This window comes from Actinomadura fibrosa (assembly GCF_900659615.1).
GTDB lineage: Bacteria > Actinomycetota > Actinomycetes > Streptosporangiales > Streptosporangiaceae > Spirillospora > Spirillospora fibrosa.
The window spans coordinates 1-24140 of the sequence record NZ_CAACUY010000096.1; the positions used below are offsets into that span (position 1 = coordinate 1).

Annotated in this window: 18 protein-coding genes; 12 read left to right on the plus strand and 6 right to left on the minus strand. The window is 74.3% G+C overall.

The genetic code is table 11. From position 1 onward, the window contains the following. On the plus strand, positions 1-3103 hold a 3103-nt coding region (locus tag E1300_RS27245; protein ID WP_131759931.1), incomplete at its 5' end, for a tetratricopeptide repeat protein. Positions 3104-3200: 97 nt separating this feature from the next. After that, positions 3201-3932, plus strand: coding sequence for a Crp/Fnr family transcriptional regulator (locus tag E1300_RS27250; protein WP_131759932.1), 732 nt, complete (start codon positions 3201-3203; stop codon positions 3930-3932). 33 nt (positions 3933-3965) lie between these two features. Here E1300_RS27250 and E1300_RS27255 read toward each other — a convergent pair whose 3' ends face one another. Beyond that, positions 3966-4715 (minus strand): maleylpyruvate isomerase family mycothiol-dependent enzyme, encoded by a 750-nt coding sequence (locus tag E1300_RS27255; RefSeq protein ID WP_207399978.1) that lies wholly within the window; start codon positions 4713-4715, stop codon positions 3966-3968. A 124-nt stretch (positions 4716-4839) separates the two neighbouring features. On the opposite strand from E1300_RS27255, the gene E1300_RS27260 reads away from it, so the two are divergent. Continuing rightward, a complete protein-coding gene (locus tag E1300_RS27260; protein WP_207399979.1) occupies positions 4840-5652 on the plus strand; it encodes an MBL fold metallo-hydrolase in 813 nt (270 codons plus the stop codon). Positions 5653-5877: 225 nt separating this feature from the next. Next, entirely contained in the window at positions 5878-8715 is a 2838-nt protein-coding gene (gene uvrA, locus E1300_RS27265) for an excinuclease ABC subunit UvrA (RefSeq protein WP_131759935.1), read from the plus strand. A gap of 6 nt (positions 8716-8721) precedes the next feature. On the opposite strand, the gene E1300_RS51775 is transcribed toward uvrA, so the two are convergent. Beyond that, positions 8722-9822: a LysR family transcriptional regulator gene (locus E1300_RS51775; RefSeq protein WP_207399980.1), complete on the minus strand. Its 1101-nt coding sequence runs from the start codon at positions 9820-9822 to the stop codon at positions 8722-8724. A gap of 104 nt (positions 9823-9926) precedes the next feature. Between E1300_RS51775 and E1300_RS27275 the strand changes: the two genes are divergently transcribed. Continuing rightward, positions 9927-10952: a nitrilase family protein gene (locus tag E1300_RS27275; protein ID WP_131759936.1), complete on the plus strand. Its 1026-nt coding sequence runs from the start codon at positions 9927-9929 to the stop codon at positions 10950-10952. A gap of 150 nt (positions 10953-11102) precedes the next feature. Further along, the gene (locus tag E1300_RS27280; protein ID WP_131759937.1) at positions 11103-11612 is read left to right on the plus strand and encodes a Rieske (2Fe-2S) protein; all 510 of its coding nucleotides are present in this window, start codon (positions 11103-11105) and stop codon (positions 11610-11612) included. 113 nt (positions 11613-11725) lie between these two features. On the opposite strand, the gene E1300_RS27285 is transcribed toward E1300_RS27280, so the two are convergent. Further along, positions 11726-12931, minus strand: coding sequence for a mechanosensitive ion channel family protein (locus E1300_RS27285; protein WP_242619420.1), 1206 nt, complete (start codon positions 12929-12931; stop codon positions 11726-11728). A 167-nt stretch (positions 12932-13098) separates the two neighbouring features. Here E1300_RS27285 and uvrC point away from each other — a divergent pair, with 167 nt between their 5' ends. From uvrC to whiA, 4 genes are read left to right on the plus strand one after another with little or no spacing between them, the layout of a single operon-like run. Continuing rightward, complete coding sequence (gene uvrC / locus E1300_RS27290; protein ID WP_131759938.1) at positions 13099-15132, plus strand: excinuclease ABC subunit UvrC; 2034 nt, start codon at positions 13099-13101, stop codon at positions 15130-15132. After that, a complete protein-coding gene (gene rapZ, locus E1300_RS27295) occupies positions 15129-16007 on the plus strand; it encodes an RNase adapter RapZ (protein WP_131759939.1) in 879 nt (292 codons plus the stop codon). Before uvrC ends, rapZ begins: the two co-directional genes overlap by 4 nt. A 57-nt stretch (positions 16008-16064) precedes the next feature. Continuing rightward, the gene (locus E1300_RS27300; protein WP_131759954.1) at positions 16065-17024 is read left to right on the plus strand and encodes a gluconeogenesis factor YvcK family protein; all 960 of its coding nucleotides are present in this window, start codon (positions 16065-16067) and stop codon (positions 17022-17024) included. Between the two features lie 60 nt (positions 17025-17084). Further along, positions 17085-18065, plus strand: a complete 981-nt coding sequence (gene whiA / locus E1300_RS27305) for a DNA-binding protein WhiA (protein WP_021595674.1) — start codon at positions 17085-17087, stop codon at positions 18063-18065. Between the two features lie 94 nt (positions 18066-18159). On the opposite strand, the gene E1300_RS27310 is transcribed toward whiA, so the two are convergent. The 3 genes from E1300_RS27310 to E1300_RS27320 all read right to left on the minus strand — a co-directional run bounded on the left by E1300_RS27310 (position 18160) and on the right by E1300_RS27320 (position 21657). Next, complete coding sequence (locus tag E1300_RS27310) at positions 18160-19410, minus strand: hypothetical protein (RefSeq protein ID WP_131759940.1); 1251 nt, start codon at positions 19408-19410, stop codon at positions 18160-18162. Then, a complete protein-coding gene (locus tag E1300_RS27315; RefSeq protein ID WP_131759941.1) occupies positions 19400-20587 on the minus strand; it encodes a hypothetical protein in 1188 nt (395 codons plus the stop codon). Before E1300_RS27315 ends, E1300_RS27310 begins: the two co-directional genes overlap by 11 nt. Before the next feature lie 284 nt (positions 20588-20871). After that, positions 20872-21657 carry a hypothetical protein gene (locus E1300_RS27320; protein ID WP_131759942.1) on the minus strand — a complete coding sequence of 262 codons (786 nt, stop codon included), beginning with the start codon at positions 21655-21657 and terminating at the stop codon, positions 20872-20874. A gap of 204 nt (positions 21658-21861) precedes the next feature. On the opposite strand from E1300_RS27320, the gene gap reads away from it, so the two are divergent. Beyond that, positions 21862-22866 carry a type I glyceraldehyde-3-phosphate dehydrogenase gene (gene gap, locus E1300_RS27325; protein WP_131759943.1) on the plus strand — a complete coding sequence of 335 codons (1005 nt, stop codon included), beginning with the start codon at positions 21862-21864 and terminating at the stop codon, positions 22864-22866. Positions 22867-22949: 83 nt separating this feature from the next. Beyond that, positions 22950-24137, plus strand: coding sequence for a phosphoglycerate kinase (locus E1300_RS27330; protein WP_131759944.1), 1188 nt, complete (start codon positions 22950-22952; stop codon positions 24135-24137). Positions 24138-24140 lie beyond the last annotated feature (3 nt).

Here is a 24140-nt window from a genome sequence, read left to right on the forward strand (position 1 = left end):
CGCGCCGGAGCCCGCGGACGCGGGGATCGCGGCGCGGGCCCCCGTGAGCCTGGAGGCGTCCGGCCGGCGGCCGCCCGGCGTGCGGCTCCCCGCCGACAACCCGTTCTTCGTGGGCCGCCACGTCAGCCTGGGCAAGCTGGACATGCTCGTCGCGCAGACGGAGTGGCCGCGCGCCGTGGTCGTCCAGGGGATGGCGGGCGTCGGCAAGACGACGCTCGCGCTGCACTGGGCGCACCGGGTCGCCGACCGCTTCCCCGACGGGATCGTGTTCGCCGACCTGCGCGGCACCACCCGCAGCCCCGCCACCCCCGCCGAGGCGATGGGGCAGGTGCTGCGCGCCACCGGGGTGCCCGGCCACCAGATCCCGCGCGCCGAGGCGGAGCTGGCCGCCCAGTGCCGGTCGCTGCTGGCCGACCGGCGGATGCTGCTGATCCTCGACAACGCGGTGCGGGCCGACCAGGTCGGGCCGCTGCTGGCGGCGACGACCTCCGGGCTCGTCATCGTGACGAGCCGCCGGCGCCTGCCGGCCCTGCTGGAGGGCGCCGACGTCCGGGCGCTGGAGCTGCGGGAGCTGGCCACCCAGGAGGCCGTGGACCTCATCGCCGGCGTCCTCGGGCCGGCGGACCCCCGCGTCCGGGACGAGCAGCGCGCCGTCGTCCGGCTGGCCCGGGAGTGCGGCCACCTGCCGCTCGCCCTGGCCGTCATGGCAGGCAAGCTCGCCGAGAACCCCGGCGAGTCGATCGCCGGGACCGTCCGGCAGCTCGCCGCCCGGGACGCGCAGGCGGCGCCCTACGCGGCGGCCCTGTCCGGCGCGGGTCCGCACGAGGCGGGGCTGCACGACCCCGCCGCGCCGGGCGCCGCCGGGCCGGAGCTGCAGAGCGTCCTCGACCCGACCTTCGACGTCGCCTACCGCGGGCTCCGCCGCGACCAGCGCGAGGCGTTCCGCAGGCTCGGCCTCGTCGCCGGCCCCGACTTCACCCCCGCCGCGCTCGCGGCGCTCACGGACCGGACCGTGGACCGGGCCCGCGAGTGCCTGGAAGGGCTCCGGCAGGCGTACCTGGTGCGCGACGTCGGCCCGGACCGGTACCGCATGCACGACCTGCTGCGCGACTTCGCGCGGGAGCGGGGGCTCCGCGAGGACGCCGACAGCGACCTGCTCGCGGCGCAGCGGCGGCTGCTCGCCTGGTACCTCGCCGAGGCCCGCGCGGCGGGCGCGGCGCTCGGCGGCCGGCGCCGCCCCGTGGTGCACGAGCCCGCCGTGCACGAGCCCGCCGTGCACGAGGGAGGGCCGCGGGGGCGCCCTCCCTCGGCCGCCGCCCGCGCGGAGGGCCTGGCGTGGTTCGAGTCCGAGCGCCGCAACCTCGTCGCCGCGGTGCACCAGGCGGCCCGCCTCGGCCTGCACCGCACCTGCTGGGAGCTGGCCGACGCGCTGTTCGACTTCCAGCAGTTCCGCCGGTACGGCGAGGACAACATCGCCGTCCACCAGGTGGGGCTGCGCGCGGCCCGCACCGAGGAGGACTGGGGCGCGGCGGCCGTCATGCTGCACAACCTGGCCGTCGCGCACTTCGAGCTGGGGCACTCCGTGCAGGCCATCGGCTACGGGGAGGACGCGCGGCGCGGCTTCCGCGCCGGCGACCCGCCCGACCGGTACGGCGAGGCGGCCGCGCTCGCCACCCTCGCCGACGTCCACGCCTCCCTCGGCCGCTACCTCACCGCGATCGAGCCGGCCCGCCGCTCCCTCGCCGCCTACCGGCAGGAGGGGGACGACGGCGGAGTCGCCAAGGCGCACGACACGCTGGCCCGCGCCCTCCTGGGGCTCGGCGACTACGAGCAGGCGCTGCGCCACGCCGGGCAGGCGCTGGACGTCCGCCGCCGGATCGGCGACCAGCCCGGCGTCGCGGGGACCCTGCTGACCGTGGCGCAGGTCCACCGGCGCCAGGGCAACGTCCACGAGGCGGTGTCGCACGCGCTGGAGGCCCTCTACATCCGGCAGGACGAGGACGACCGGCACGGCGCCGCGCAGGCGCTGACCGAGCTCGCGCGGATGAACGGCTCCCTCGGGCTGCGCGAGATGGCCCGGCGGGACGCCGACCAGGCCCTGCGCGCCTACCGGGCGCTGGGGGCGCGCCACGGGGAGGCGCGCGCGCTGACCACGCTCGGCATGCTGATGTGCGACGCCACGCGGTTCGCCGAGGCGTTCACCTACTGCGGCGACGCGCTGCGCCTGCACCGCGACACCGGCGACCGGCACGGGGAGGCGGAGGCGCTCGCCCAGATCGGCATCGTGCACTGGCGCCTCGGCCGCTACCGCGAGGCCCGCGAGCACCTGCTCCGCGCGCTGGAGATCCGCCGCGAGATCGGCGACCAGCACGGCGAGGCCCACGACCTGGAGCACCTGTCGGTGGTCATGCGCCGCCTGGAGCGCTACCAGGAGGCGTTCGTCCTCGGCCTGGAGGCCCTCGACCTGTGGCACCACCTCGGCGCGCAGGCCGGCCTCGCCGGGACGCTCGGCAGCCTCGCCCGCACCTACCTGCGGCTCGGCCTGCCCGAGGACGCCGAGCGCGCCGCCCGGCAGGCCCTGCGGATCCGCCGCGACACCGGCGACTCCTACGGGATGGGCGTCGGGATGGACACCTTCGCCGCCGTCCTGCGCCGCAGCGGCCGCCCGGAGGAGGCCCTGGAGATCGAGCGGGAGGCGCTGCGCGTCCTCGGCGAGGTCGGCGACCGGCACAGCGAGGGCACCGCCCTCGCCCACCTCGCCGACATCTACCTCGACCTCGGCCGCGCGGACGAGGCACTGGAGGCCGGGCGGCGCGCCCTGGACCTCGCCACCGAGCTCGGCGACACCTGGGAGCAGGCGTACGCGCTGCACACGATGGCGTGCGCGTCCCAGCGGCTCGGCAAGCACGCCCGCGCCGCCGAGCACCTCGGCGCCGAGATCGTCATCCGCCGCGACATGGACGACCACCGCGGCCGCCGCCAGGCGCTGGAGCTGCTGCGCGACTCCCAGCTCGCCCTCGGCGACTCCGCGGCCGCCGCCGACTCGGCCCGCCGCGCCCGGGCCCTCGACAAGTGGCTGGAGGAGATGTCGCTCGACGTGTGACCGGCGACGCAGTCCGCCGCCGCGCCGCCGCGTGTACTGGAGTCGGGGCGTCGTGCCCCGCTGCTGCCGGACGCGGCCGGTCCGGCGAGGAGGCGGAATGGAGACCACCCGGTTCTGGGACGTGCTGCCCGAGCGCGCCCGGGAGGCCCTGCGCCGGACGGGCACGACGGTGCTGATCCGGCCGGGCGCCTTCCTGACGCGCGAGCACACCCGCGCGTCCCAGGTGTTCGTGCTGCGCACCGGGGCCGTGAAGGTCTGGGTGGACCGGGGCGGCGAGATCGGCATCCTGGACGTCCTCGGCCCCGGCGACGTCGTCGGGGAGCTAGAGGCCGTCGACGGCGGGACTCGGCACGCCAACGTCGAGGCCCTCACCCCGGTGGAGGCCCTCGTCCTGCCCGCCGCCCGGTTCCGGAGCGTCCTGGACGGCCATCCCGGCGCGGCCTGGGCGGTCGCGGCCGTCCTCGCCGAACGGCTCCGCGACGCCAACGAGCTGCGCGTCGCGCACTTCCCCGACGACCCCGAGCGCCGCCTCGCGAGCCGCCTGCTGCGCCTCGCCGCCCGCTTCGGCTCGCCGCTGGGCCGGGAGCGCCGCAACGGCACGGCGGGCATTTCGGGCGCTGCGGGCACGGCGGGCACGGCGGAGGACGGCTGGCAGGTGCAGATCCCCATCTCGCAGCAGGACCTCGGCCGCTGGGCGGGCATGGGCCGCCGCAAGGTCGCGCAGATCCTCGCCGCCGACCCGGTCCGCGACGGCCTCACCGTCGCCCGCAACATGATCGTCATCCGGTCGGTGGACGCGCTCCACCGCCTCACGGGCCGGGACGACTGACCCCCGCGGCCCCCCCAGCGGGCCCGCGCGCGGCTAGAAGCCCGCGGGCGGGTGCGGCCAGGGCGGCGGGACCGGGAGCGGCCCGTCCGGGCGCAGCGCGACGCCGGCGCCGTGCGAGCGGCCGCTCAGCCAGCCCAGCAGCGCCCGCCCCGACCCGGACGCCTCGGGGCCGCCGGGCGTCCAGCCGAGCTCGGCGGTCCGGCCGTAGTCGGTCGCGACGAGCCGGTGCCCGGCCAGCTCCCCGCGCGCGGCCTCCGGGAGCGCGGCCAGATCGGTGAGCGTGCCGGTCAGCGCCCACCGGACGTAGGGCTCCGGCCAGTCGGCGGGCCCGTACCCGGCGGCGAGGTCGACGTGGTGGGCCTCCACCTCGTGCCAGCGGCGCAGGACGGTGTACCAGGCGGGATGCGTCCAGCCCAGCATCGCCCGGACCTCCGCGCCCGCCGCGTCCTCGGGCAGCGCCCGGGCCTGCTCCGAGAACCGCGCGGCCGACGCCCGGACGTCCTCGATCAGCTCGCCCGCGCTCCGCCCGGCGCCCTTCTCCAGGTCGGCGTTGCGCGCCTCCAGACTCGGGTACTGCGGGATCTCCACGCCCGTACGCGCCCACTCCAGCAGGTTCCACAGCGAGTCGGCGTTGCGGGCGACATGGGTGGCCACATGGCCGCGCGTCCACCCGGGCAGGGCCGAGGGGCCGCGCAGGTCGTCGTCGCCGAGCTTCGACAACGTGACGATCAGGCGCTCCACGCCCAGGTCCAGTTCGCCGACGACGTTCCGCCAGTCCTCCACGACGCCCCCCTCGCTCCACGGAAGCCCCCATCCTCCCGCATGCCGCGGCGGCGGACCAGACTTGATCTTGTCCGGTGCGGGCCCGCGGGCCGCCCGCCCGCCGTCCGCCCGGACAATGGCGGCCATGGATTTCCCGATCTGCACGACCTGCGGCGTCCAGTACGCGGAGCCGCGCCCGGACTGCCCGATCTGCGAGGACGAGCGCCAGTACGTCGGCTGGGACGGCCAGACCTGGACGACGCTGGAGCGGCTCCGCGCCGCCGGGCACCGCGGCCGCGTCGAGGAGGAGGGGCCGGGCGTCGCCGGCGTCGGCACCGAGCCGGCCACGGCCATCGGGCAGCGCGCCCTGCTGCTGAGGGCGCCGTCCGGCAACGTCCTGTGGGACATGGTCACCTACATCGACGACGACCTCGTCCGGCGGGTCCGCGACCTCGGCGGCGTCTCGGCGATCGCGATCAGCCACCCGCACTTCTACGGGTCGATGATCGAGTGGGCGCACGCGTTCGACGCCCCGGTGTACGTCCACGCGGCCGACCGCGCCTGGATCGCCCGCCCGGACGACGCGGTGGTGTTCTGGGAGGGCGAGACCAAGGAGATCGCCGACGGCCTCACCCTGGTCAACGCCGGCGTCCACTTCGACGGGGGGCAGGTCCTGCACTGGCGGGACGCCCGCGCCCTGTTCTCGGGCGACATCCTCCAGGTCGCCAACGACCGGGACTGGGTCAGCTTCATGTACTCCTACCCGAACTACATCCCCGAGCGGCCGCGCACGGTCCGCCGGGCCCTGCGGCTGCTGGAGCCCTACGCGTTCGACCGCGTCTACGGCGCCTGGTGGCGCAAGATCGTCTATACGGACGGCGCGGGCGCCGTCCGCCGCTCCGCGGACCGCTACCTCTCCTTCGCCCTCGACGACGAGACCCCTGGCGGAGGGGAGTGAGGAGGGCCTCAGCGGAGGTTGGCGGGTTGCGGTGGCAAGCGGTGTTCGAACACGTGTACGGTGCGAGAGTGCCGTCCGGATCCTTGGGGGAGGGGCGGGGGCACCGACGAAATGCGGCGGCGCCCGCCGCTGTTATGGACTCGGGGGAATGTCGTACCCCCTCACTAGCCTTGAGACCGACCTGTCTCGTCACCGCGCCCAGAAGAGGAACCGGGAAGTTACGCCGTGCATGACCGACTCATCGTGCGTGGAGCACGCGAGCACAACCTGAAGGACGTCTCGCTCGACCTGCCGCGGGACTCCATGATCGTGTTCACCGGTCTGTCGGGGTCCGGGAAGTCGAGCCTGGCGTTCGACACGATCTTCGCCGAGGGCCAGCGCCGGTACGTGGAGTCGCTGTCGGCCTACGCCCGGCAGTTCCTCGGCCAAATGGACAAGCCCGACGTCGACTTCATCGAGGGCCTGTCGCCCGCGGTGTCCATCGACCAGAAGTCGACCAGCAAGAACCCGCGGTCGACGGTCGGGACGATCACCGAGGTCTACGACTACCTGCGGCTGCTGTACGCCCGCATCGGGCACCCGCACTGCCCCGAGTGCGGCCGGCCGATCAGCCGGCAGGCGCCGCAGCAGATCGTCGACCGCGTCCTCGAACTCGACGAGGGCACCCGGTTCCAGGTCCTGGCGCCGGTGATCCGCGGGCGCAAGGGCGAGTACCTGGAGCTGTTCCGCGAGCTCCAGTCCAAGGGCTACTCGCGGGCGCTGGTGGACGGGCAGGCCGTCCGGCTCGACGAGCCGCCCAAGCTGAAGAAGCAGGAGAAGCACGACATCTCCGTCGTCGTCGACCGGCTCTCGGTGAAGGACTCCGCGCGCCAGCGGCTCGCCGACTCGGTCGAGACCGCGCTCGGCCTCGCGGGCGGCACGATCGTCCTCGACTTCGTCGACCTCCCGGACGACGACGAGCACCGCACGCGGATGTACTCCGAGCACCTGTACTGCCCGTACGACGACCTGTCGTTCGAGGAGATGGAACCCCGGTCGTTCTCCTTCAACTCCCCGTACGGCGCCTGCCCCGACTGCACCGGCCTCGGCACCCGCATGGAGGTCGACTCCGAGCTCGTCGTCCCCGACCCGGAGCTCACCCTCGGCGAGGGCGCGATCCAGCCGTGGTCGAACGGGCACGTCAGCGACTACTTCCTCCGGCTGCTGTCGGCCCTCGGCGACGCCATGGGCTTCGACCTGAACACGCCGTGGGAGAAGCTCCCCGCCAAGGCGCGCAAGGCGATCCTGAACGGGCACGAGACCCAGGTCCACGTCCGCTACAAGAACCGGTACGGGCGCACGCGCTCCTACTACACCGCCTACGAGGGCGTGATCCCCTACATCCAGCGGCGGCACGCCGAGTCCGAGAGCGACTCCAGCCGGGAGAAGTTCGAGGGCTACATGCGGGAGATCCCGTGCCCGACCTGCAAGGGCGCCCGGCTCAAGCCGGTCGTGCTCGCGGTCACCATGGGCGGGATGTCGATCGCCGAGGTCGCCGCGATGCCGATCGGCGAGGCCGCGAAGTTCCTGCTGGCGATGGAGCTGAACGAGCGCGAGACGCACATCGCCGAGCGCGTCCTCAAGGAGATCAACGCCCGGCTCGGGTTCCTGCTCGACGTCGGCCTCGACTACCTGACGCTCGACCGCGCGTCCGCGACCCTCGCGGGCGGCGAGGCGCAGCGCATCCGGCTCGCCACGCAGATCGGCTCCGGCCTCGTCGGCGTGCTCTACGTCCTGGACGAGCCGTCCATCGGCCTGCACCAGCGCGACAACCACCGCCTGCTGGAGACGCTGCTCCGGCTCCGCGACATGGGCAACACGCTGATCGTCGTCGAGCACGACGAGGACACGATCGCCGCCGCCGACTGGATCGTCGACATCGGCCCGCGGGCGGGCGAGCACGGCGGCGAGATCGTCGTGTCCGGCACCGTGGAGGACCTGCGGAACTCCGAGCGGTCGCTGACCGGCGCCTACCTGTCGGGCCGCCGCGAGATCGCCGTCCCGCAGATCCGGCGCCCGCGCACCAAGGGCCGCGAGATCACCGTCAAGGGCGCCCAGCAGAACAACCTGCGCAACGTCGACGTGACGTTCCCGCTCGGCGTCCTCACCGCGGTGACGGGCGTGTCTGGGTCGGGCAAGTCCACGCTGGTCAACGACATCCTCTACAACTCGCTGGCCAAGCAGCTGAACGGCGCGCGGACGGTGCCCGGCAAGCACCGGCGGGTCAACGGCGTCGACCAGCTCGACAAGGTCGTCCACGTCGACCAGTCGCCGATCGGGCGGACCCCGCGGTCCAACCCGGCGACCTACACCGGCGTGTTCGACCACATCCGCAAGCTGTTCGCGCAGACGACCGAGGCGAAGGTGCGCGGCTACCAGCCGGGCCGGTTCTCCTTCAACGTCAAGGGCGGCCGCTGCGAGAACTGCTCGGGCGACGGCACCATCAAGATCGAGATGAACTTCCTGCCGGACGTCTACGTGCCCTGCGAGGTCTGCCACGGCGCCCGCTACAACCGGGAGACCCTGGAGGTCCACTACAAGGGCAAGACGATCTCCGAGGTGCTCGACATGCCGATCGAGCAGGCCACCGAGTTCTTCGAGCCGATCAAGGCGATCCACCGGCACCTGAAGACGCTCAACGACGTCGGCCTCGGCTACGTCCGGCTCGGGCAGCCCGCGCCGACGCTGTCGGGCGGCGAGGCGCAGCGCGTCAAGCTGGCGGCCGAGCTGCAGAAGCGCTCCACCGGCCGGACGATCTACGTGCTGGACGAGCCGACCACCGGGCTCCACTTCGAGGACATCCGCAGGCTCCTCGGCGTGCTGAACGGGCTGGTCGACAAGGGCAACACGGTGCTCGTGATCGAGCACAACCTGGACGTCATCAAGACCGCCGACTGGATCATCGACATGGGGCCCGAGGGCGGCTCCCGGGGCGGCACGGTCGTCGCGACCGGCACCCCCGAGGAGGTCGCGAAGGTCGAGGCCAGCCACACCGGCCAGTTCCTCGCCAAGATCCTCAACTGAGGATCCTCAGTTCGGGAGGGGCCGGCGCGGGTCGCGCGCCGGCTCCAGCTCCCGGACGACGCCGAGGAAGGCGCGGACGAGCGGGCCGGGGGAGCGCCGGTCCCAGATCACCCCGACGCGCCATTCCGCCGCCGGGTGGGCGATCGGCAGGAGCCGGGCCTGCGGCGGCGTGATCGGCCGCGCGCCCGCCGGTACGAGGGCGCAGCCGACGCCGGCCGCGACCAGTGCCAGCACGGTCTGGAGGTCGTGCGCCTCCTGCACGACGGGCCCGGTGATCCCGGCGGCGGCCCGGAACCGCTCGACCTGCTCGGCGAGGCCCGGCCCCTTGGCCCGCGCGAGCCGCACGAACGGCCGCGCCCGCACCCCGTCCGGGAGCCCATCGACCCCCACCGCCCCCGAGGCACCCGGCCCGGCCGGTAAGTCCACCGAGCCCGCCCGAGCCGGTAGATCCGGAGCGCCCGGCCCGGACGGTAGCCCCGCCGAGCCGGATCCGGGCGGTAGGTCCGCCGAGCCGGATCCGGGCGGTAGGTCCGCCGAGCCGGATCCGGGCGGTAGGTCCGCCGAGCCGGATCCGGGCGTCGTGCCTCCAGGGGGCGGGGGGAGCGGGACGGCGAGGGCCAGGCGGTCGGTGCGCAGGGCGAGGCGTCCCCAGCGCTCGTCGACCGGCAGGCGGACGAAGCCGACGTCCAGCTCGCCCGCCTCCAGCCGCTCCACCTGCACGCGCGTGGACATGTCGTCCAGCGTGACGTCGGCGTCCGGACGGCGGCGGCGGAACTCGGCGACGGCCCGCGGCGCCAGCTCGATGCTCGACATCCCGAAGCCGACGGCGAGGCGGCCGATCTCGCCGCGCGCCAGCCGGTCCATCCGCCGGGCGAGGGCGTCCGCGCGGCGGACGAGGTCCCGCGCCTCGGGCAGCAGCGCCGCGCCGAGCTCGGTGAGGGCGGCGCCGTGCCGTCCGCGGTGGAGGAGGCGGCCGCCGGCCCGCGCCTCCAGCGCCTGGATCTGCTTGGTCAGCGCGGGCTGCGTCACCGACGAGGCCGCCGCGGCGCGGCCGAAGGTCCCGTGCTCCGCGACCGCGAGGAAGGCCCGCAGCAACCGGATGTCCATTCCGCCAAGTTATGCAAGGCGGTCAAGCTTTCATTGGACGAATCGAACCCCCCGGCGGTTCGCTGGACGCGTTCCGGACCGACCGACCGAAGCGGGGAAGATCCATGGACGAGGCGGCGACGCTGCGCTGCGCGGCCGTGCAGTTCGAGCACCGGCCCGACGACAAGCCCTACAACCTGGCCCGGGTGCGCGAGCAGGCCCGCGCCGCGGCGGAGGACGGCGTCCAGATGGTCGCCTTCCCCGAGATGTGCCTGCTCGGGTACTGGCACCTGCGCCGGCACACCGCCGGACGGCTCCGGGAGCTGGCCGAGCCGCTGGCGGGGCCGTCCGTCACCGCCGTCCGCGAGCTGGCGGGGGAGCTGGGCCTGGCGATCGGCGCCGGGTTCCTGGAGGCGGGGGAGGACGGGCGGCTGTACAACTCCTACGCCGTCTGCATGCCGGACGGGACCGTCCACCGCCATCGCAAGCTGCACCTCTTCGAGCACGAGGCGATCTCCAGCGGGGATGACTACACCGTGTTCGACACGCCGTGGGGAGTCCGGGTGGGCGTCCTCATCTGCTGGGACAACAACCTGGTGGAGAACGTGCGGGCGACCGCGCTGCTGGGCGCATCGGTGCTGGTCGCGCCGCACCAGACCGGGGGGACCGCCTCGCGCAGCCCGCACGGGATGAAGCCGATCCCGACGCGGCTCTGGGACGCGCGGCACGACGACCCGGCGGCGGTCGAGGCCGAGTTCCGGGGCCCGAACGGGCGGGGATGGCTGATGCGCTGGCTGCCCGCCCGCGCGCACGACAACGGACTGTTCGTCCTGTTCAGCAACGGTGTCGGGCGTGACGACGACGAGGTGCGGACCGGGAACGCGATGATCCTGGACCCCTACGGCCGGATCCTCGCCGAGACGTGGGCCGCCGAGGACGCGCGGGTGACCGCCGACCTGGACCTCGGGCTCCTGCCGCTCTCCACGGGACGGCGCTGGCTGAGCGGCCGCAGGCCCGAGCTCTACGGCGTCCTGACGCGGCGGACCGGCGCGGAGCGCGACCCGCGGACGGCCCGGTTCTCCACCGCCCCGGTGCCGCCGCCGGACCCCGGCCGGGACGGTCCCGGCGCGCCGGTGCGGGCCGGGCGCTAGCCGTCGGGGAGCATGGGCCCCCGGGGGGACGGCACGACGCCTGGCCTGGCGACTTCCGGCGAATTAGTTTTGAATTGAACCACCGGCCGCCGGGATCCGTGCTCCCGAGTGATGCGTGAGACCAGAGTGACCAACCGGAGGGCGGAGACGATGGCACAGGATTCCGAGACGACGGCCGAGGCGCTGGAGCGGCCGGACACCGGGACCCAGGCCGGGAACAGCAGCCGGCGCGGGCTCCTCATCGGAGTCGGGCTCGCGGGCGTCGCCGGGCTGGCGGCGGCGTGCGGCGGGTCGGACGACGACTCGTCCGGCGACGGGGGCTCGGCCGGCGGGCAGAGCTCCAGCGGGTCCGGCGGCGGAGGCGGCGCGGGCGGGAAGGAGCTCGGCTCGGCCAGCGAGATCCCCGTCGGCGGCGGGAAGGTCTTCGAGTCCGAGAAGGTGGTGGTGTGCCAGCCGACGCAGGGTCAGTTCACGGCGTTCTCCGCCACCTGCACCCACCGCGGGTGCAGTGTGGGCTCGGTCTCCGGCGGCACGATCAACTGCCCCTGCCACGGCAGCAAGTTCAAGATCACTGACGGTTCGGTGGTCACCCCGCCGGCCAAGGAGCCCCTCGCCGCGAAGAAGGTCACCGTGACCGGCGGCAAGATCACGCTCGCCTGACCGGCGCCGTGCGCACCGGGCCGTCCCGCCGCGGGCCGGCCCGGTCGCCGCCGGGGCCTCCGGCCGGTCACGCTCCAGGCTCCCGCTCGGTGCCCGCCGAGGCTCCCAGCCGGTCAGCGCCCAGGGTTCCGGTCGAAGTTCCGGGCTCCCGCCATCGCGTAGCCGCCGGCCTCGGAGCCGCCGCTCCGCGGGCCCTCGTCCTTGCTGCCCTGGCCCGCGGTCGCCTCCCCGGCGTGCCGCCCGCCGTCGGCGTCCGGGCCGCCGCCGGGGGAGTCGAGGCCGCCGCCGAGCGTGTCGTCGGGATCGGTCCGGAAGCGGGGGAGGGCCTGCGGGTGGTGCTCCCGGATGTAGGCGATCAGGTGCTCGCGGACGTCGCAGCGCAGGTCCCAGGCGCTCGCCGAGTCGGCGGCGCTCATCAGGGCGCGGACGGTCACCAGGCCGTTCGGCTGGACGTCGGTGGCCTGGAGCACCCATTCGCGGCGGTCCCACAGCGGGTGCTCCTTCAGCATCGAGTGCAGCTCCGTGCGCAGCTCGTCCAGTGGAACGGTCCAGTCCACGTGCAGCTCGACCGACCCGATGACCCGGCTGCTGTGCCGGGTCCAGTTCTCGAACGGCTGCTCGGTGAAGTAGGAGACCGGCAGGATCAGCCGCCGGTCGTCCCACAGCCAGACCACCACGTACGACAGGGTCAGCTCCTCGACGCGCCCCCACTGGCCCTGGACGACCACGACGTCGTCCAGCCGCAGGGCGTCGCTGAACGCGAGCTGGAGCCCGGCGAGCAGGTTGCCGAGCGTGGGCCGGGCCGCGATGCCGACGACGAGGCCGGCGACGCCCGCGGACGCCAGCACGCCGGCACCGACGGCGCGGACGTCCGGGAAGGTGAACAGCGCGGCGCCGACGGCCAGCACGACGACCACCACGGACGCGATGCGGCGCAGCAGCATCATCTGGGTGCGGGCCCGGCGGGCGCGCCGGTTGCGCTCGCCCTCGATGCGCATCAGCCGGTTCAGCGGCGGGTCGGTGAGCGCGTAGGCGATCCGCAGGACCAGCCAGGTGGTGGCGCCGATGGCCGCGATCCGCAGCGCGTGCTCGACGGCCCGGTCCGGCCCGTCCGGCATGTACTGGTAGGGCATCGCGGCGTTGGTGCTCACCACGGCCGCGAACGCGAACGCCGGCGACGCGCAGCGCCGGGCCACGCGGCCCACCGAGGGCCAGCGCGCCGACAGCCGCCCGGCGAGCAGCCGGCGGCCCCCCTCGACGACGATCACGGACGTGGCGACGACGGCCGCCAGGATGATCCATGCCCAGAGTGCGGACACGTGCGCACCGACCTCCTCCGAGTGTGCGGTTTGTGCGGGTCCGAATCCCCCTATCCGATCTTTCCGCCATCATCCGGGCCGCGGACGAGACGTCCGTCACCCTGGCGGGGGACCGCCGGGGGTCGCGGGGCGCACGGCGTGTCGGTGGCGGCCACTAGGCTTTTCCCGTGGCAGATCCGGCGACCTACCGACCCGCACCCGGGTCCATTCCAGAATCGCCCGGGGTGTACCGCTTCCGCGACGAGCACGGCCGGGTCATCTACGTGGGCAAGGCGAAGAACCTGCGCTCCCGGCTGAACTCCTACTTCGCCGACTTCTCCGCGCTGCATCCGCGCACCCAGACGATGGTGCGGACGGCGGCCCGCGTCGACTGGACGGTCGTCGCCACCGAGGTCGAGGCGCTCCAGCTGGAGTACTCCTGGATCAAGGAGTTCGACCCCCGGTTCAACGTCCGTTACCGCGACGACAAGTCGTATCCGTATCTGGCCGTCACCCTGAACGAGGAGTTCCCGAGGGTGATGGTGATGCGCGGCGCCAAGCGGAAGGGTGTGCGCTACTTCGGGCCGTACTCCCACGCGTGGGCGATCAGGGAGACGGTCGACCAGCTGCTGCGCGTGTTCCCCGTCCGGACGTGCAGCGCCGGGGTGTTCAAGCGGCAGCACCAGCTCGACCGGCCGTGCCTGCTCGGCTACATCGGCAAGTGCTCGGCGCCCTGCGTGAGCCGCGTCTCCCCGCGGGAGCACCGCCTCCTCGCCGAGGACTTCTGCGACTTCATGGCGGGCAACACCAGCCGCTTCATCAAGCGCCTCGAACGCGACATGCGCGAGGCGGCGGCCTCCCAGGAGTACGAGCGCGCCGCCCGGCTCCGCGACGACATCCGCGCGCTGGAGCGCGCCCTGGAGAAGCAGGCGGTCGTCCTCGCCGACTCCACCGACTGCGACATGATCGCGTTCGCGGAGGACGAGCTGGAGGCGGCCGTCCAGGTGTTCTACGTGCGCGGCGGCCGGATCCGCGGCCAGCGCGGCTGGGTCGTCGACAAGGTCGAGGACGTCACGACCGCCGACCTGGTCGAGCACTTCCTCATCCAGATCTACAGCGAGAGCGACTCGGTGCCCCGCGAGGTCCTCGTCCCCGCCGAGCCCCCCGAGGAGGAGGCGATGACCGAGCTGCTGAGCGAGCAGCGCGGCGGGCCCGTCCGGCTCCGGGTGCCCCGGCGCGGCGACAAGAAGGCCCTGCTGGAGACGGTCGCCCGCAACGCCCACGAGGCGTTGAAGCAGCACAAGACCCGCCGCGCGTCCGACCTGACCACCCGCAGCCGGGCGCTCCAGGAGATCCAGGACGCGCTGGAGCTCGACGAGGCGCCGCTGCGCATCGAGTGCTACGACGTCTCGAACCTCCAGGGCACGAACGTCGTGGCGTCCATGGTCGTCTTCGAGGACGGCCTGGCCCGCAAGAGCGAGTACCGCCGGTTCTCGATCAAGGCGGTGGAGGGGCAGGACGACGTCCGCTCCATCCACGAGGTGATCAGCCGCCGGTTCCGCCGCTACCTGGCGGAGAGCGAGAAGATGGGCGAGCTGGACGCCCTGGGCGAGGCCGCCGAGACCACCGAGGCCGCCGACGCCGACGCTTTGGAGCCGGCCGCGGCCGCCGGTCCGGCGGGCGACGCGGCGGACGCCGAACCGGGCGCCCACCAGCCGATCGACCCCGAGACCGGGCGGCCCCGCAAGTTCGCCTACCCGCCGAACCTGGTGGTCGTCGACGGCGGCCCGCCGCAGGTGGCGGCGGCGCAGCGGGCCCTGGACGAGCTGGGCCTCGACGAGATCGCGGTGTGCGGGATCGCCAAGCGGCTGGAGGAGATCTGGCTCCCCGGCGAGGACGACCCGGTCATCCTGCCGCGCAACAGCGAGGGCATGTTCCTCGTCCAGCGGGTCCGCGACGAGGCGCACCGGTTCGCGATCACGTTCCACCGGCAGCGGCGGTCCAAGTCCATGACGGTGAGCGAACTCGATAACGTTCCGGGTCTGGGCCCGGCGCGGCGGGCGGCGCTGCTGAAACACTTCGGCTCGGTGAAGCGGCTGAAGGAGGCGACGCCCGAGCAGGTCGCCGAGGTCCCGGGGATCGGCCTGCGCAGCGCGGAGGGCATCGTCGCCGCGCTGCACGGCGCCGGCGCGGACGGGGAGCACAGGGGGAGGCGCGCATGACCACCGATACGAAGATCCCGGACATCGTGATCGTCACCGGCATGTCGGGGGCGGGCCGCAGCACGGCGGCCAAGTCCCTGGAGGACCTCGACTGGTACGTGGTCGACAACCTGCCGCCGGGGCTGCTGGCCACGATGGCCGACCTCGGCGGGCGGGTGAAGGACGCGGTGCCGCGGATCGCGGTCGTCGTCGACGTGCGGAGCCGCGCGTTCACCGACGACCTGCACTCCTCGATCGCCGAGCTGGAGGCGCGCGGCGTCCACCCGCGCGTGGTGTTCCTGGAGGCGAGCGACGCCGACCTGGTCCGCCGGTTCGAGAGCGTCCGCCGCCCGCACCCGCTCCAGGGCGACGGGCGCCTCGTGGACGGCATCGCGCGGGAGCGGGAGCTGGTCCGGGAGGTCCGCGCGGAGGCCGACCTGGTGATCGACACCAGCGGGCTGAACGTGCACGAGCTGCGCAACAAGATCATCGGGTTCTTCGGCAACGACACCGGCGAGTCGAGCCTGCGCGCGACCGTGGTGTCGTTCGGCTACAAGTACGGCCTGCCGGTCGACGCCGACCTCGTCGTCGACTGCCGCTTCCTGCCGAACCCGCACTGGGTGCCGGAGCTGCGGCCGAAGACGGGCCGCGACGCCGCCGTCCGCGACTACGTGCTGAGCCAGCGCGGCGCCAAGGAGTTCCTCGACGCCTACGCCGAGGTCCTGCGGCTCCTCGCCGACGGCTACGAGCGCGAGGGCAAGCATTACGTGACGCTCGCCGTGGGCTGTACCGGCGGTAAACACCGTAGTGTGGCCATGGCGGAACAGATCGCCGCCCGGCTGCGGGACGAGGCCATCGAGGTGCAGGTGGCCCATCGTGACCTCGGCCGTGAGTGAGAGCCCGCGGCCCGGGATCCGGCCCGGGTCCGGGACGAGGAGAGTAGCGGCACGGTGATTTCGGAGGGCCCGAAGGTCGTCGCGCTCGGCGGCGGCCACGGACTGTACGCCTCCCTGTCGGCGCTGCGAGCGGTCACCGAGCGGCTGACGGCGGTCGTCACGGTCGCCGACGACGGCGGTTCGAGCGGCCGGCTGCGCCGCGAGCTCGGCGTGCTGCCGCCCGGCGACCTGCGGATGGCGCTGGCCGCGCTGTGCGGGGACGACGAGTGGGGGCAGACCTGGCGGGACGTCGTCCAGCACCGGTTCCGCAGCGACGGCGACCTCAAGGACCACGCGGTCGGCAACCTGCTGATCGTCGCGCTGTGGGAGCTGTTCGGCGGGGACGGGCCCGGCTCGACCGTCGCCGGGCTGGACTGGGTGGGCCGGCTGCTCGGCGCGCACGGCCGGGTGCTGCCGATGGCGGCCGTCCCGATGGACATCGTCGCCGAGGTCCGCGGCGCCGACCCGGCGCGCCCCGACGAGATCAGCCAGGTGAAGGGCCAGGTGGCCTGCGCGAGCACGCCGGGCGCCGTGCTCGGCGTCTCGCTCGTCCCGGCGGACCCGCCCGCGTGCCCGGAGGCCCTCGCCGCCGTCGAGGACGCCGACTGGATCGTCTTCGGCCCCGGATCGTGGTTCACGAGCGTCCTGCCGCACCTGAAGGTGCCCGCCCTCGCCCGCGCGCTGACCTCCAGCCGCGCCCGCCGCGTCGTCGCGCTGAACCTCGCGCCGCAGCCCGGCGAGACCGACGACTTCTCCCCCCAGGCGCATCTGGAGGTCCTCCAGGCGCACGCCCCCGACCTGCGCGTGGACGTCGTCCTCGCCGACAGCGGCGTGGTGGACGATCCGGAGGCGCTCGACAAGGCCGTCCAGGCGCTCGGCGGGCGGCTCGTGCTCGCCGAGGTGGCCGCGGACGACGGCTCGCCGCGTCATGAACCCGCCCGTCTGGCCCAAGCCTTCGTACAGATATTCAGTGAGTGACGTCCGGGCGGGCCGTCATCGGCCAGACTGCTTGAAGTCCGATAGGGGGAGGGTTCATCCATGGCGATGACCGGTGTGGTCAAAGACGAGCTGAGCAGGCTGACGGTCCTGAAGCCGTGCTGCCGCAAGGCCGAGGTCTCGACGCTGCTGCGCTTCGCGGGGGGTCTGCATCTCGTCAGCGGGCGGATCGTGATCGAGGCCGAGATCGACACCGGGGTGGCGGCGCGGCGGCTCATCAAGGACATCGCCGAGGTGTTCGGGCACACCTCGGAGGTGGTGGTGCTGGCGCCGAGCGGGCTCCGCAAGGGCAACCGGTACGTCGTGCGGGTGTTCCGCGACGGCGAGTCGCTGGCGCGCCAGACCGGGCTGATCGACAACAACGGCCGTCCCGTCCGCGGGCTGCCCCGGCACGTGGTCGCGGGGGCGGCCTGCGACGCCGAGTCGGCCTGGCGGGGGGCGTTCCTGGCGCACGGCTCGCTGACCGAGCCGGGCCGGTCGATGTCGCTGGAGGTGACCTGCCCGGGCCCGGAGGCGGCGCTCGCGCTGGTCGGGGCGGCCCGCCGGCTGAAGATCCACGCCAAGGCGCGCGAGGTCCGCGGGGTCGACCGGGTCGTGGTCCGCGACGGCGACGCGATCAGCGCGCTGCTCACCCGGCTCGGCGCGCACGACAGCGTGCTGGCCTGGGAGGAGCGGCGGATGCGCCGCGAGGTGCGGGCGACCGCGAACCGCCTCGCGAACTTCGACGACGCGAACCTGCGCCGCTCCGCCCGCGCGGCCGTCGCGGCGGGGGCGCGGGTGGCGCGCGCGCTGGAGATCCTCGGCGACGACGCGCCCGAGCACCTCGTCAACGCGGGCCGGCTGCGGCTGGAGCACAAGCAGGCGTCGCTGGAGGAGCTCGGGCAGCTCGCCGACCCGCCGCTCACGAAGGACGCGATCGCCGGCCGGATCAGGCGCCTGCTCGCCATGGCCGACAAGCGCGCCGGCGACCAGGGCATCCCCGGCACCGAGGCCAACCTGACGGCGGACATGCTGGCCCCCTGACGCAACGGGACACCGCCCTGATCCCGGCCCGCCGGGATCAGGGGCCGTCACCGGGCGCGTCTCGCCCGAGCTCCGCGCTGGGACGGGATCGGTGTCACCCGCCGGTGCCGCGCCGCAGGTCGCCGCGCAGCACGCGGTGCACGAGGTCGTCGCGGAGCTGCCCGTAGCCGGTCTCGGCCCACACGCTGCGCTCGGGGTCGGCCTCGAAGTAGGGCACGTCCCGGCCGTCGCGGCGGTCCATCAGGATGTCGGGGGTCTCCTTGTCGCGGACGGTCCGCGCGCACGCCCGGCAGCACCGCACCCGCAGGCTGCGGCGGGTGCCGAGAGCGCGCCAGTCCACGGCGGACGCCGCGTCCCCGTGCAGCGGGTTGAAGAAGCACAGCGGGCTCGGCGGGATCTCGGCGCCGCCTTCGGCGACGGCCACGGCCGAGGCCAGCGCGTCGCGCCCCTGGTCGACCAGGACGAGCACCCCGGCCAGGTCGGGGACGCCCGCCGCCGCGTCCAGAGTCTTCCCGGCGGCCTGGTAGGCGTCCAGGGCCAGGGCCATGAGCGCGCCGGCCCGCTCGTCCGACACCGGCGCGTCCGTCCGGTCGAGCAGCTCCCCGAACGCGAGGACCTCCCGGGACGCCTGCTCGCGGAGCTGGTCCTCGCTCGCGCGGCGCGCGGTGGCGAACACCTTCCGGGGCAGCAGCAGCCCGCCGTCCGCCCGCTTGACGGCCGCCATCCGGCGCCGCCGCCACACGAGGAACCCGGCGACGCCCGCGGCGGCGACGGCGGCCCCGGCGCCCAGCGGCAGCGCGAGCCCCGGACCGCCGTCCTTCCCGGCGGCGGGCTCGGCGGAGCGGCCGCCGCTCGCCCGGTACCGCCTGTCGATCTCCGCGGAGATCCGCTTGTACTCGCTGGTGCCCGTGCCGGAGATGATCAGGTCGGCGATCCGGGTCAGCCGCGCCGCGAGCGGCGCGTCGTCCATGGCCCGGTCCAGGGAGACCGCCCAGGCCGCGTCGCGCGCCTGGTGGTCGCCGCCCCACTCGCGCGCCCCGAGCTCGTCGCCGGACTCGCGGAAGGTGATGTAGACGCCGTCCCGGCCCAGCCGGTCGTGGACGACCGTCGCGAGCTGCTCGTCGTCGCTCCAGGTGCCGCCCTTGACCAGCGGGACCAGCACCACGAACACGGGCACGGGCACCTTGCGGAACCTGGCGATCAGCCGCCGCCGGTCGGCCTCCGGCAGCGCGGACGCGAGCGAGGGGTCCACGTAGATCGGGGAGCGCCGCAGCGCCGCGGCGATCTTCTCGCCGGGAGATGGGGCGGCGAGGCGCGGAACCGACGGGGAGCGTCTAGTCGACACCGAGGTACTCCTGTACGCGTGGGACGAGGTCGGTGCCGTGCGAGCCCCACGCCGTGTCGCGCCACACGCCGGGCACCGAGTAGTGAGGGCGGTCGCCGTCCGGACCCGGGACCCGCAGGACCCGGTCGGACAGTCCCCGCGCGGGCACGGCGGCGCACGCGGCGCACAGCGGGCGGCGCCGGCGCCCGCCGTCGTCCCCGCCCAGCCGGATCTGCCTGCGGACGGTGGCCTCGCCGTGCAGCGGGTTCACGAAGCAGGGCGCGGGCGGGTGCGCGGTCGTCCGCGCCAGCGCGATCCGCCCCTGCCGGGCGAGCACGATCGCGCCGACGAGGTCGAGCGGGCGCTCGGCGTCCTCTCCTGCGTCGTCGAAGAGGATCTGCGCGACGTCATAGGCGGAGACGGCGTAGCGGCGCCCCGGGTTCCCCTCCGACCCGGGCAGCGCCCCCCGCAGCCGCTCCAATTCCTTCGCGGCGGTGCGGCGCAGCCACTTCACGGTCGGCCGCGCGGGCGCGCCGGGATGCGCCTCGACCTCGGCGGCCGCTGCCAGGCCCGCGGCCGCACCGGCGGGCGAGCCGCGCCGGACCCTGCGGCCCGCGGCGAGGGCGCCGCGCCCCGTCCAGTAGAGCGCCACCGCCCCGGCGGGCCCAGCGAGGAGGAGCCCGGTCAGGAACGGCCCCTTGACCTCGGGCTCGGCCGGCTTCAGCCGGTTCTCCTGCCCGAAGGGGGCCGGGGTCGAGTACAGCCTCGGACTGCTGGGCGCGGCGGTGGGCGCGGCGGCGTATGCGTTCAGCCGCCTTACGATCCGGTCGGCGAGATCGGCGAACCGATGCTCCTGGTCGGCGGGGAAGCCGTCGCCCTTGCGGTTCTCGTCCGGCGAGTACGGGTCGATCTCGCGCGGGACCTCGTACGCCCGGACCTCAAGCCAGCCCGACGAGTCGGACATGAGGTAGATGCCGTCGCGGCGCGTCCGGTCATGCAGGGCGGCCAGGAACGCGTCGTCCCGTCCCTCCGACTCCGACGCGGACGGGTTCGGGATCACGATCACGTGGACGGGCGCGCCGACCCGCTTCGCGGTGGCGCGGATGGCCGCCCCGATCCGGGCGCGGTCGGCGGCCCCGAGCGCCGCCGCGAGGTCGGGGTCGACGAAGAGCGGATCGCGGGCGAGCGCCGCCGCCACCCGCTCCAGCCGACGCTCCCCACCGGGCGGGTAGGTCGCAGCAGGCCCGGCGGTCGTGGTCGCCGCGGCAGGCGAAGGAGCCGAGCCCGCCGCAGCAGACGCGGCGGGCCATACAAGCGCCGCAGCACCCGCCAGCGCCACAAGCGGCACCCCCAGCGCGCGCCGCAGCCCAGGCGCGCGGGGCAACCTGAACGCGTGGGACGGCCTGGGTGCGCGGGGCGGTCTGAGTGCGCGAGGGGGTGCAGGGACGTGAGGGGGTGCTTCCCGTATCGCCCCGGCGCCCGTCATTGCTTCACCGTCCGGGGCTTCTTCGTCTTCTTCGGTGCGGGCTTTCCCTTTCTCGCCGGGGTGCGGTTCTGGGGCTTCGCGGGTGGGTGTCCCTTTCGGACGCGACGGAACACGAGGAGCGCCAGCAGGGGTAGGCCGCCGGCGGCGGCGCCCGCGGCGAACGCGCCCTTCTCGATGCGGTCGGCGCGGCGGTCGGCCCGGTCGTCGGCGTCCAGGGCGAGCCGCGTCTTCGACTTGGGGCGCGGGCTCGGGTGGTCGCGCCGCTCCCTGGCGTGCCCGGACAGGGCGATCTCGACGAACCGCTCCACCACGGCGTCCGCGCCCGCGTCGGACGCCGTCTCGAACTCCGCGGCGGTCCAGGCGTCGTCCACGGGCAGGGCGCGCCCGCCGCCGAACTGCCGGGCCTCGCCGCCGGTGCCGGACGGGCCGACCGCGATGTAGACGCCCTCCTCGCCGAGGCGGTCGTGCAGCAGCGACACGAACGAGTCCCCGGGCTCGTCGCCCGCGAGCCCGGAGGTGAGCGTGACCGCGACGAACACCGGCACGCCGAGCCGGGCGACGGACGCCTTGATCCGCGCGGCGGCGTCCGCGGGGAGGGCGCGGGGCGCGTGGTCGGTGACGTAGACGGGATCCTTGCGCAGCTGCGCGGCGATGTACTCGGCCCGGCTGGTCGGCGACGGCGCGGGCGACGGGGCGCCTACAGGAATGTCCGCCGCGGCGGACAGCGGGGGCGAGCAGGCGAACAGAATGCCTGCTACTAGGACGAACCACCCCCGGCGCATGGCGTGGGAGTTTACTGGGCCGGCCGTGCGGGACGTCGTCGGCTCCCTCGGTCGGGGGAGGCGGGGTCACCCGCGATTCCACGCGACCGGTGTCGGGCTACCGGCGGGTCATTGGATAGGGTCGGGGGCGGGGGAGACCCCGGCTTGACGCTGATGATGGGCCCGGTCGAACCGGGCGAGACGACGTACGAGGAGAGCCGTTCCGTGACCATCCGAGTAGGCATCAACGGGTTCGGCCGGATCGGCCGCAACTTCTACCGCGCCGTGAAGGCGAGCGGGGCCGACATCGAGATCGTGGCGGTCAACGACCTGACCGACAACGCCACCCTCGCCCAGCTGCTGAAGTACGACAGCATCCTCGGGCGCTTCCCCGAGGAGGTGCGCGCGACGGCCGACGAGATCGTCGTGGGCGGCAAGGGGATCAAGGCGTTCGCCGAGCGCGACCCGGCCAACCTCAAGTGGGGCGACCTGGGCGTCGACGTGGTCGTCGAGTCCACCGGCTTCTTCACCGACGCCACCAAGGCCAAGGTGCACGCCGACAACGGCGCCAAGAAGGTGATCATCTCGGCGCCCGCCAAGAACGAGGACATCACCGTCGTCCTCGGCGCCAACGAGGACAAGTACGACCCGGCGCAGCACACGGTGATCTCCAACGCCTCCTGCACCACCAACTGCCTGGCGCCGCTGGCCAAGGTCCTGCACGACAACTTCGTCATCGAGAAGGGCCTGATGACGACGATCCACGCCTACACCCAGGACCAGAACCTCCAGGACGCCCCCCACAAGGACCTGCGCCGCGCCCGCGCCGCCGCCCTCAACGTGGTGCCGACGTCCACCGGCGCCGCCAAGGCCATCGGCCTGGTGCTGCCGGAGCTGAACGGCAAGCTCGACGGCTACGCGCTGCGCGTCCCGGTGCCGACCGGCTCGGCCACCGACCTGACCGCGACGCTGTCCCGCGAGGTCACCGTGGACGAGGTCAACGCCGCGTTCAAGGCCGCCGCCGAGGGCGCGCTGAAGGGCTACCTCACCTACACCGAGGACCCGATCGTCTCCAGCGACATCGTCACCGACCCGTCCTCCTGCATCTTCGACTCGGGCCTCACGAAGGTCATCGGGGACCAGGTGAAGGTCGTCGGCTGGTACGACAACGAGTGGGGCTACTCCAACCGCCTCGTCGACCTGGTCAAGCTCGTCGGCTCGCAGCTCTGAGCCCCTCGACTCCGTGACACCGCCGTGGTCGCGCGCTCCCGCGCGGCCACGGCGGGGCCGTATCCGGAAGGACATCGCAACCGATGCGCACCATTGACGACCTCGACGTCGCCGGCCGGCGGGTGCTCGTGAGGTCGGACCTGAACGTCCCGCTGGAGGACGGCCGGATCACCGACGACGGGCGGATCCGGGCCAGCCTGCCGACGATCGAGGCCCTGCGCGGCAAGGGGGCCAGGGTCGTCGTCTGCGCCCACCTCGGCCGCCCGAAGGGCGAGGTCAAGCCCGAGTTCTCGCTGGCGCCCGTCGCGGCGCGGCTCGGCGAGCTGCTCGGCACCGAGGTCGCCTTCGCGGGCGACGTCGTCGGCGACTCGGCCCGCGCCGCCGTGGACGGGCTCGCGGACGGCGGCGTCGCGCTGCTGGAGAACCTGCGCTTCGAGGCCGGCGAGACCAGCAAGGACGACGCCGAGCGCGGCGCGTTCGCCGACCGGCTCGCCGCCCTCGCCGACCTGTACGTCGGGGACGGGTTCGGCGCCGTGCACCGCAAGCACGCCAGCGTCTACGACGTGCCGCGGCGGCTCCCGCACGCGGCCGGCGGCCTCATCGCCGCCGAGGTCGGGGTGCTGCGCAGGCTCACCGAGGACGTCGAGCGGCCCTACGCCGTCGTCCTCGGCGGCTCGAAGGTCTCCGACAAGCTCGGCGTGATCGACAACCTGCTCGGCAAGGCCGACCGCATCCTCATCGGCGGCGGCATGGTCTTCACCTTCCTCAAGGCCCAGGGCCACGAGGTCGGCAAGAGCCTGCTGGAGGAGGACCAGCTCGACACCGTCCGCGCGTACCTGCGCCGCGCCGAGGAGTCCGGCGTCGAGTTCGTGCTGCCCGTCGACATCGTCGCCGCGACGGCGTTCGCCGCCGACGCCGAGCACGGCGTCGTGGCGGCCGACGCGATCCCCGCGGACCGGCTCGGGCTGGACATCGGCCCCGAGTCCGGCAAGCTGTTCGCCGCGCGTCTCGCCGGCGCCCGGACGGTCTTCTGGAACGGCCCCATGGGCGTGTTCGAGATGGAGCCCTACGCGCACGGCACCCGCGCCGTCGCGCAGGGCCTCATCGACTCCGGCGCCTTCACCGTCGTCGGCGGCGGCGACTCCGCCGCGGCCGTCCGGCGGCTCGGCTTCGACGAGGGCGCCTTCTCCCACATCTCGACCGGCGGCGGCGCCAGCCTCGAATACCTCGAGGGCAAGTCACTGCCCGGCCTGCTGGCCCTGGAGGACTGACCG

Coding starts and splice junctions, on each gene's coding strand:
- E1300_RS27275 (WP_131759936.1), top strand. CDS start 9,927: ATGGACGAGGCGGCGACGCTGCGCTGCGCGGCCGTGCAGTTCGAGCAC.
- E1300_RS27280 (WP_131759937.1), top strand. CDS start 11,103: ATGGCACAGGATTCCGAGACGACGGCCGAGGCGCTGGAGCGGCCGGAC.
- whiA (WP_021595674.1), top strand. CDS start 17,085: ATGGCGATGACCGGTGTGGTCAAAGACGAGCTGAGCAGGCTGACGGTC.
- rapZ (WP_131759939.1), top strand. CDS start 15,129: ATGACCACCGATACGAAGATCCCGGACATCGTGATCGTCACCGGCATG.
- E1300_RS27260 (WP_207399979.1), top strand. CDS start 4,840: ATGGATTTCCCGATCTGCACGACCTGCGGCGTCCAGTACGCGGAGCCG.
- E1300_RS27320 (WP_131759942.1), bottom strand. CDS start 21,657: ATGCGCCGGGGGTGGTTCGTCCTAGTAGCAGGCATTCTGTTCGCCTGC.
- E1300_RS51775 (WP_207399980.1), bottom strand. CDS start 9,822: ATGGACATCCGGTTGCTGCGGGCCTTCCTCGCGGTCGCGGAGCACGGG.
- E1300_RS27330 (WP_131759944.1), top strand. CDS start 22,950: ATGCGCACCATTGACGACCTCGACGTCGCCGGCCGGCGGGTGCTCGTG.
- E1300_RS27250 (WP_131759932.1), top strand. CDS start 3,201: ATGGAGACCACCCGGTTCTGGGACGTGCTGCCCGAGCGCGCCCGGGAG.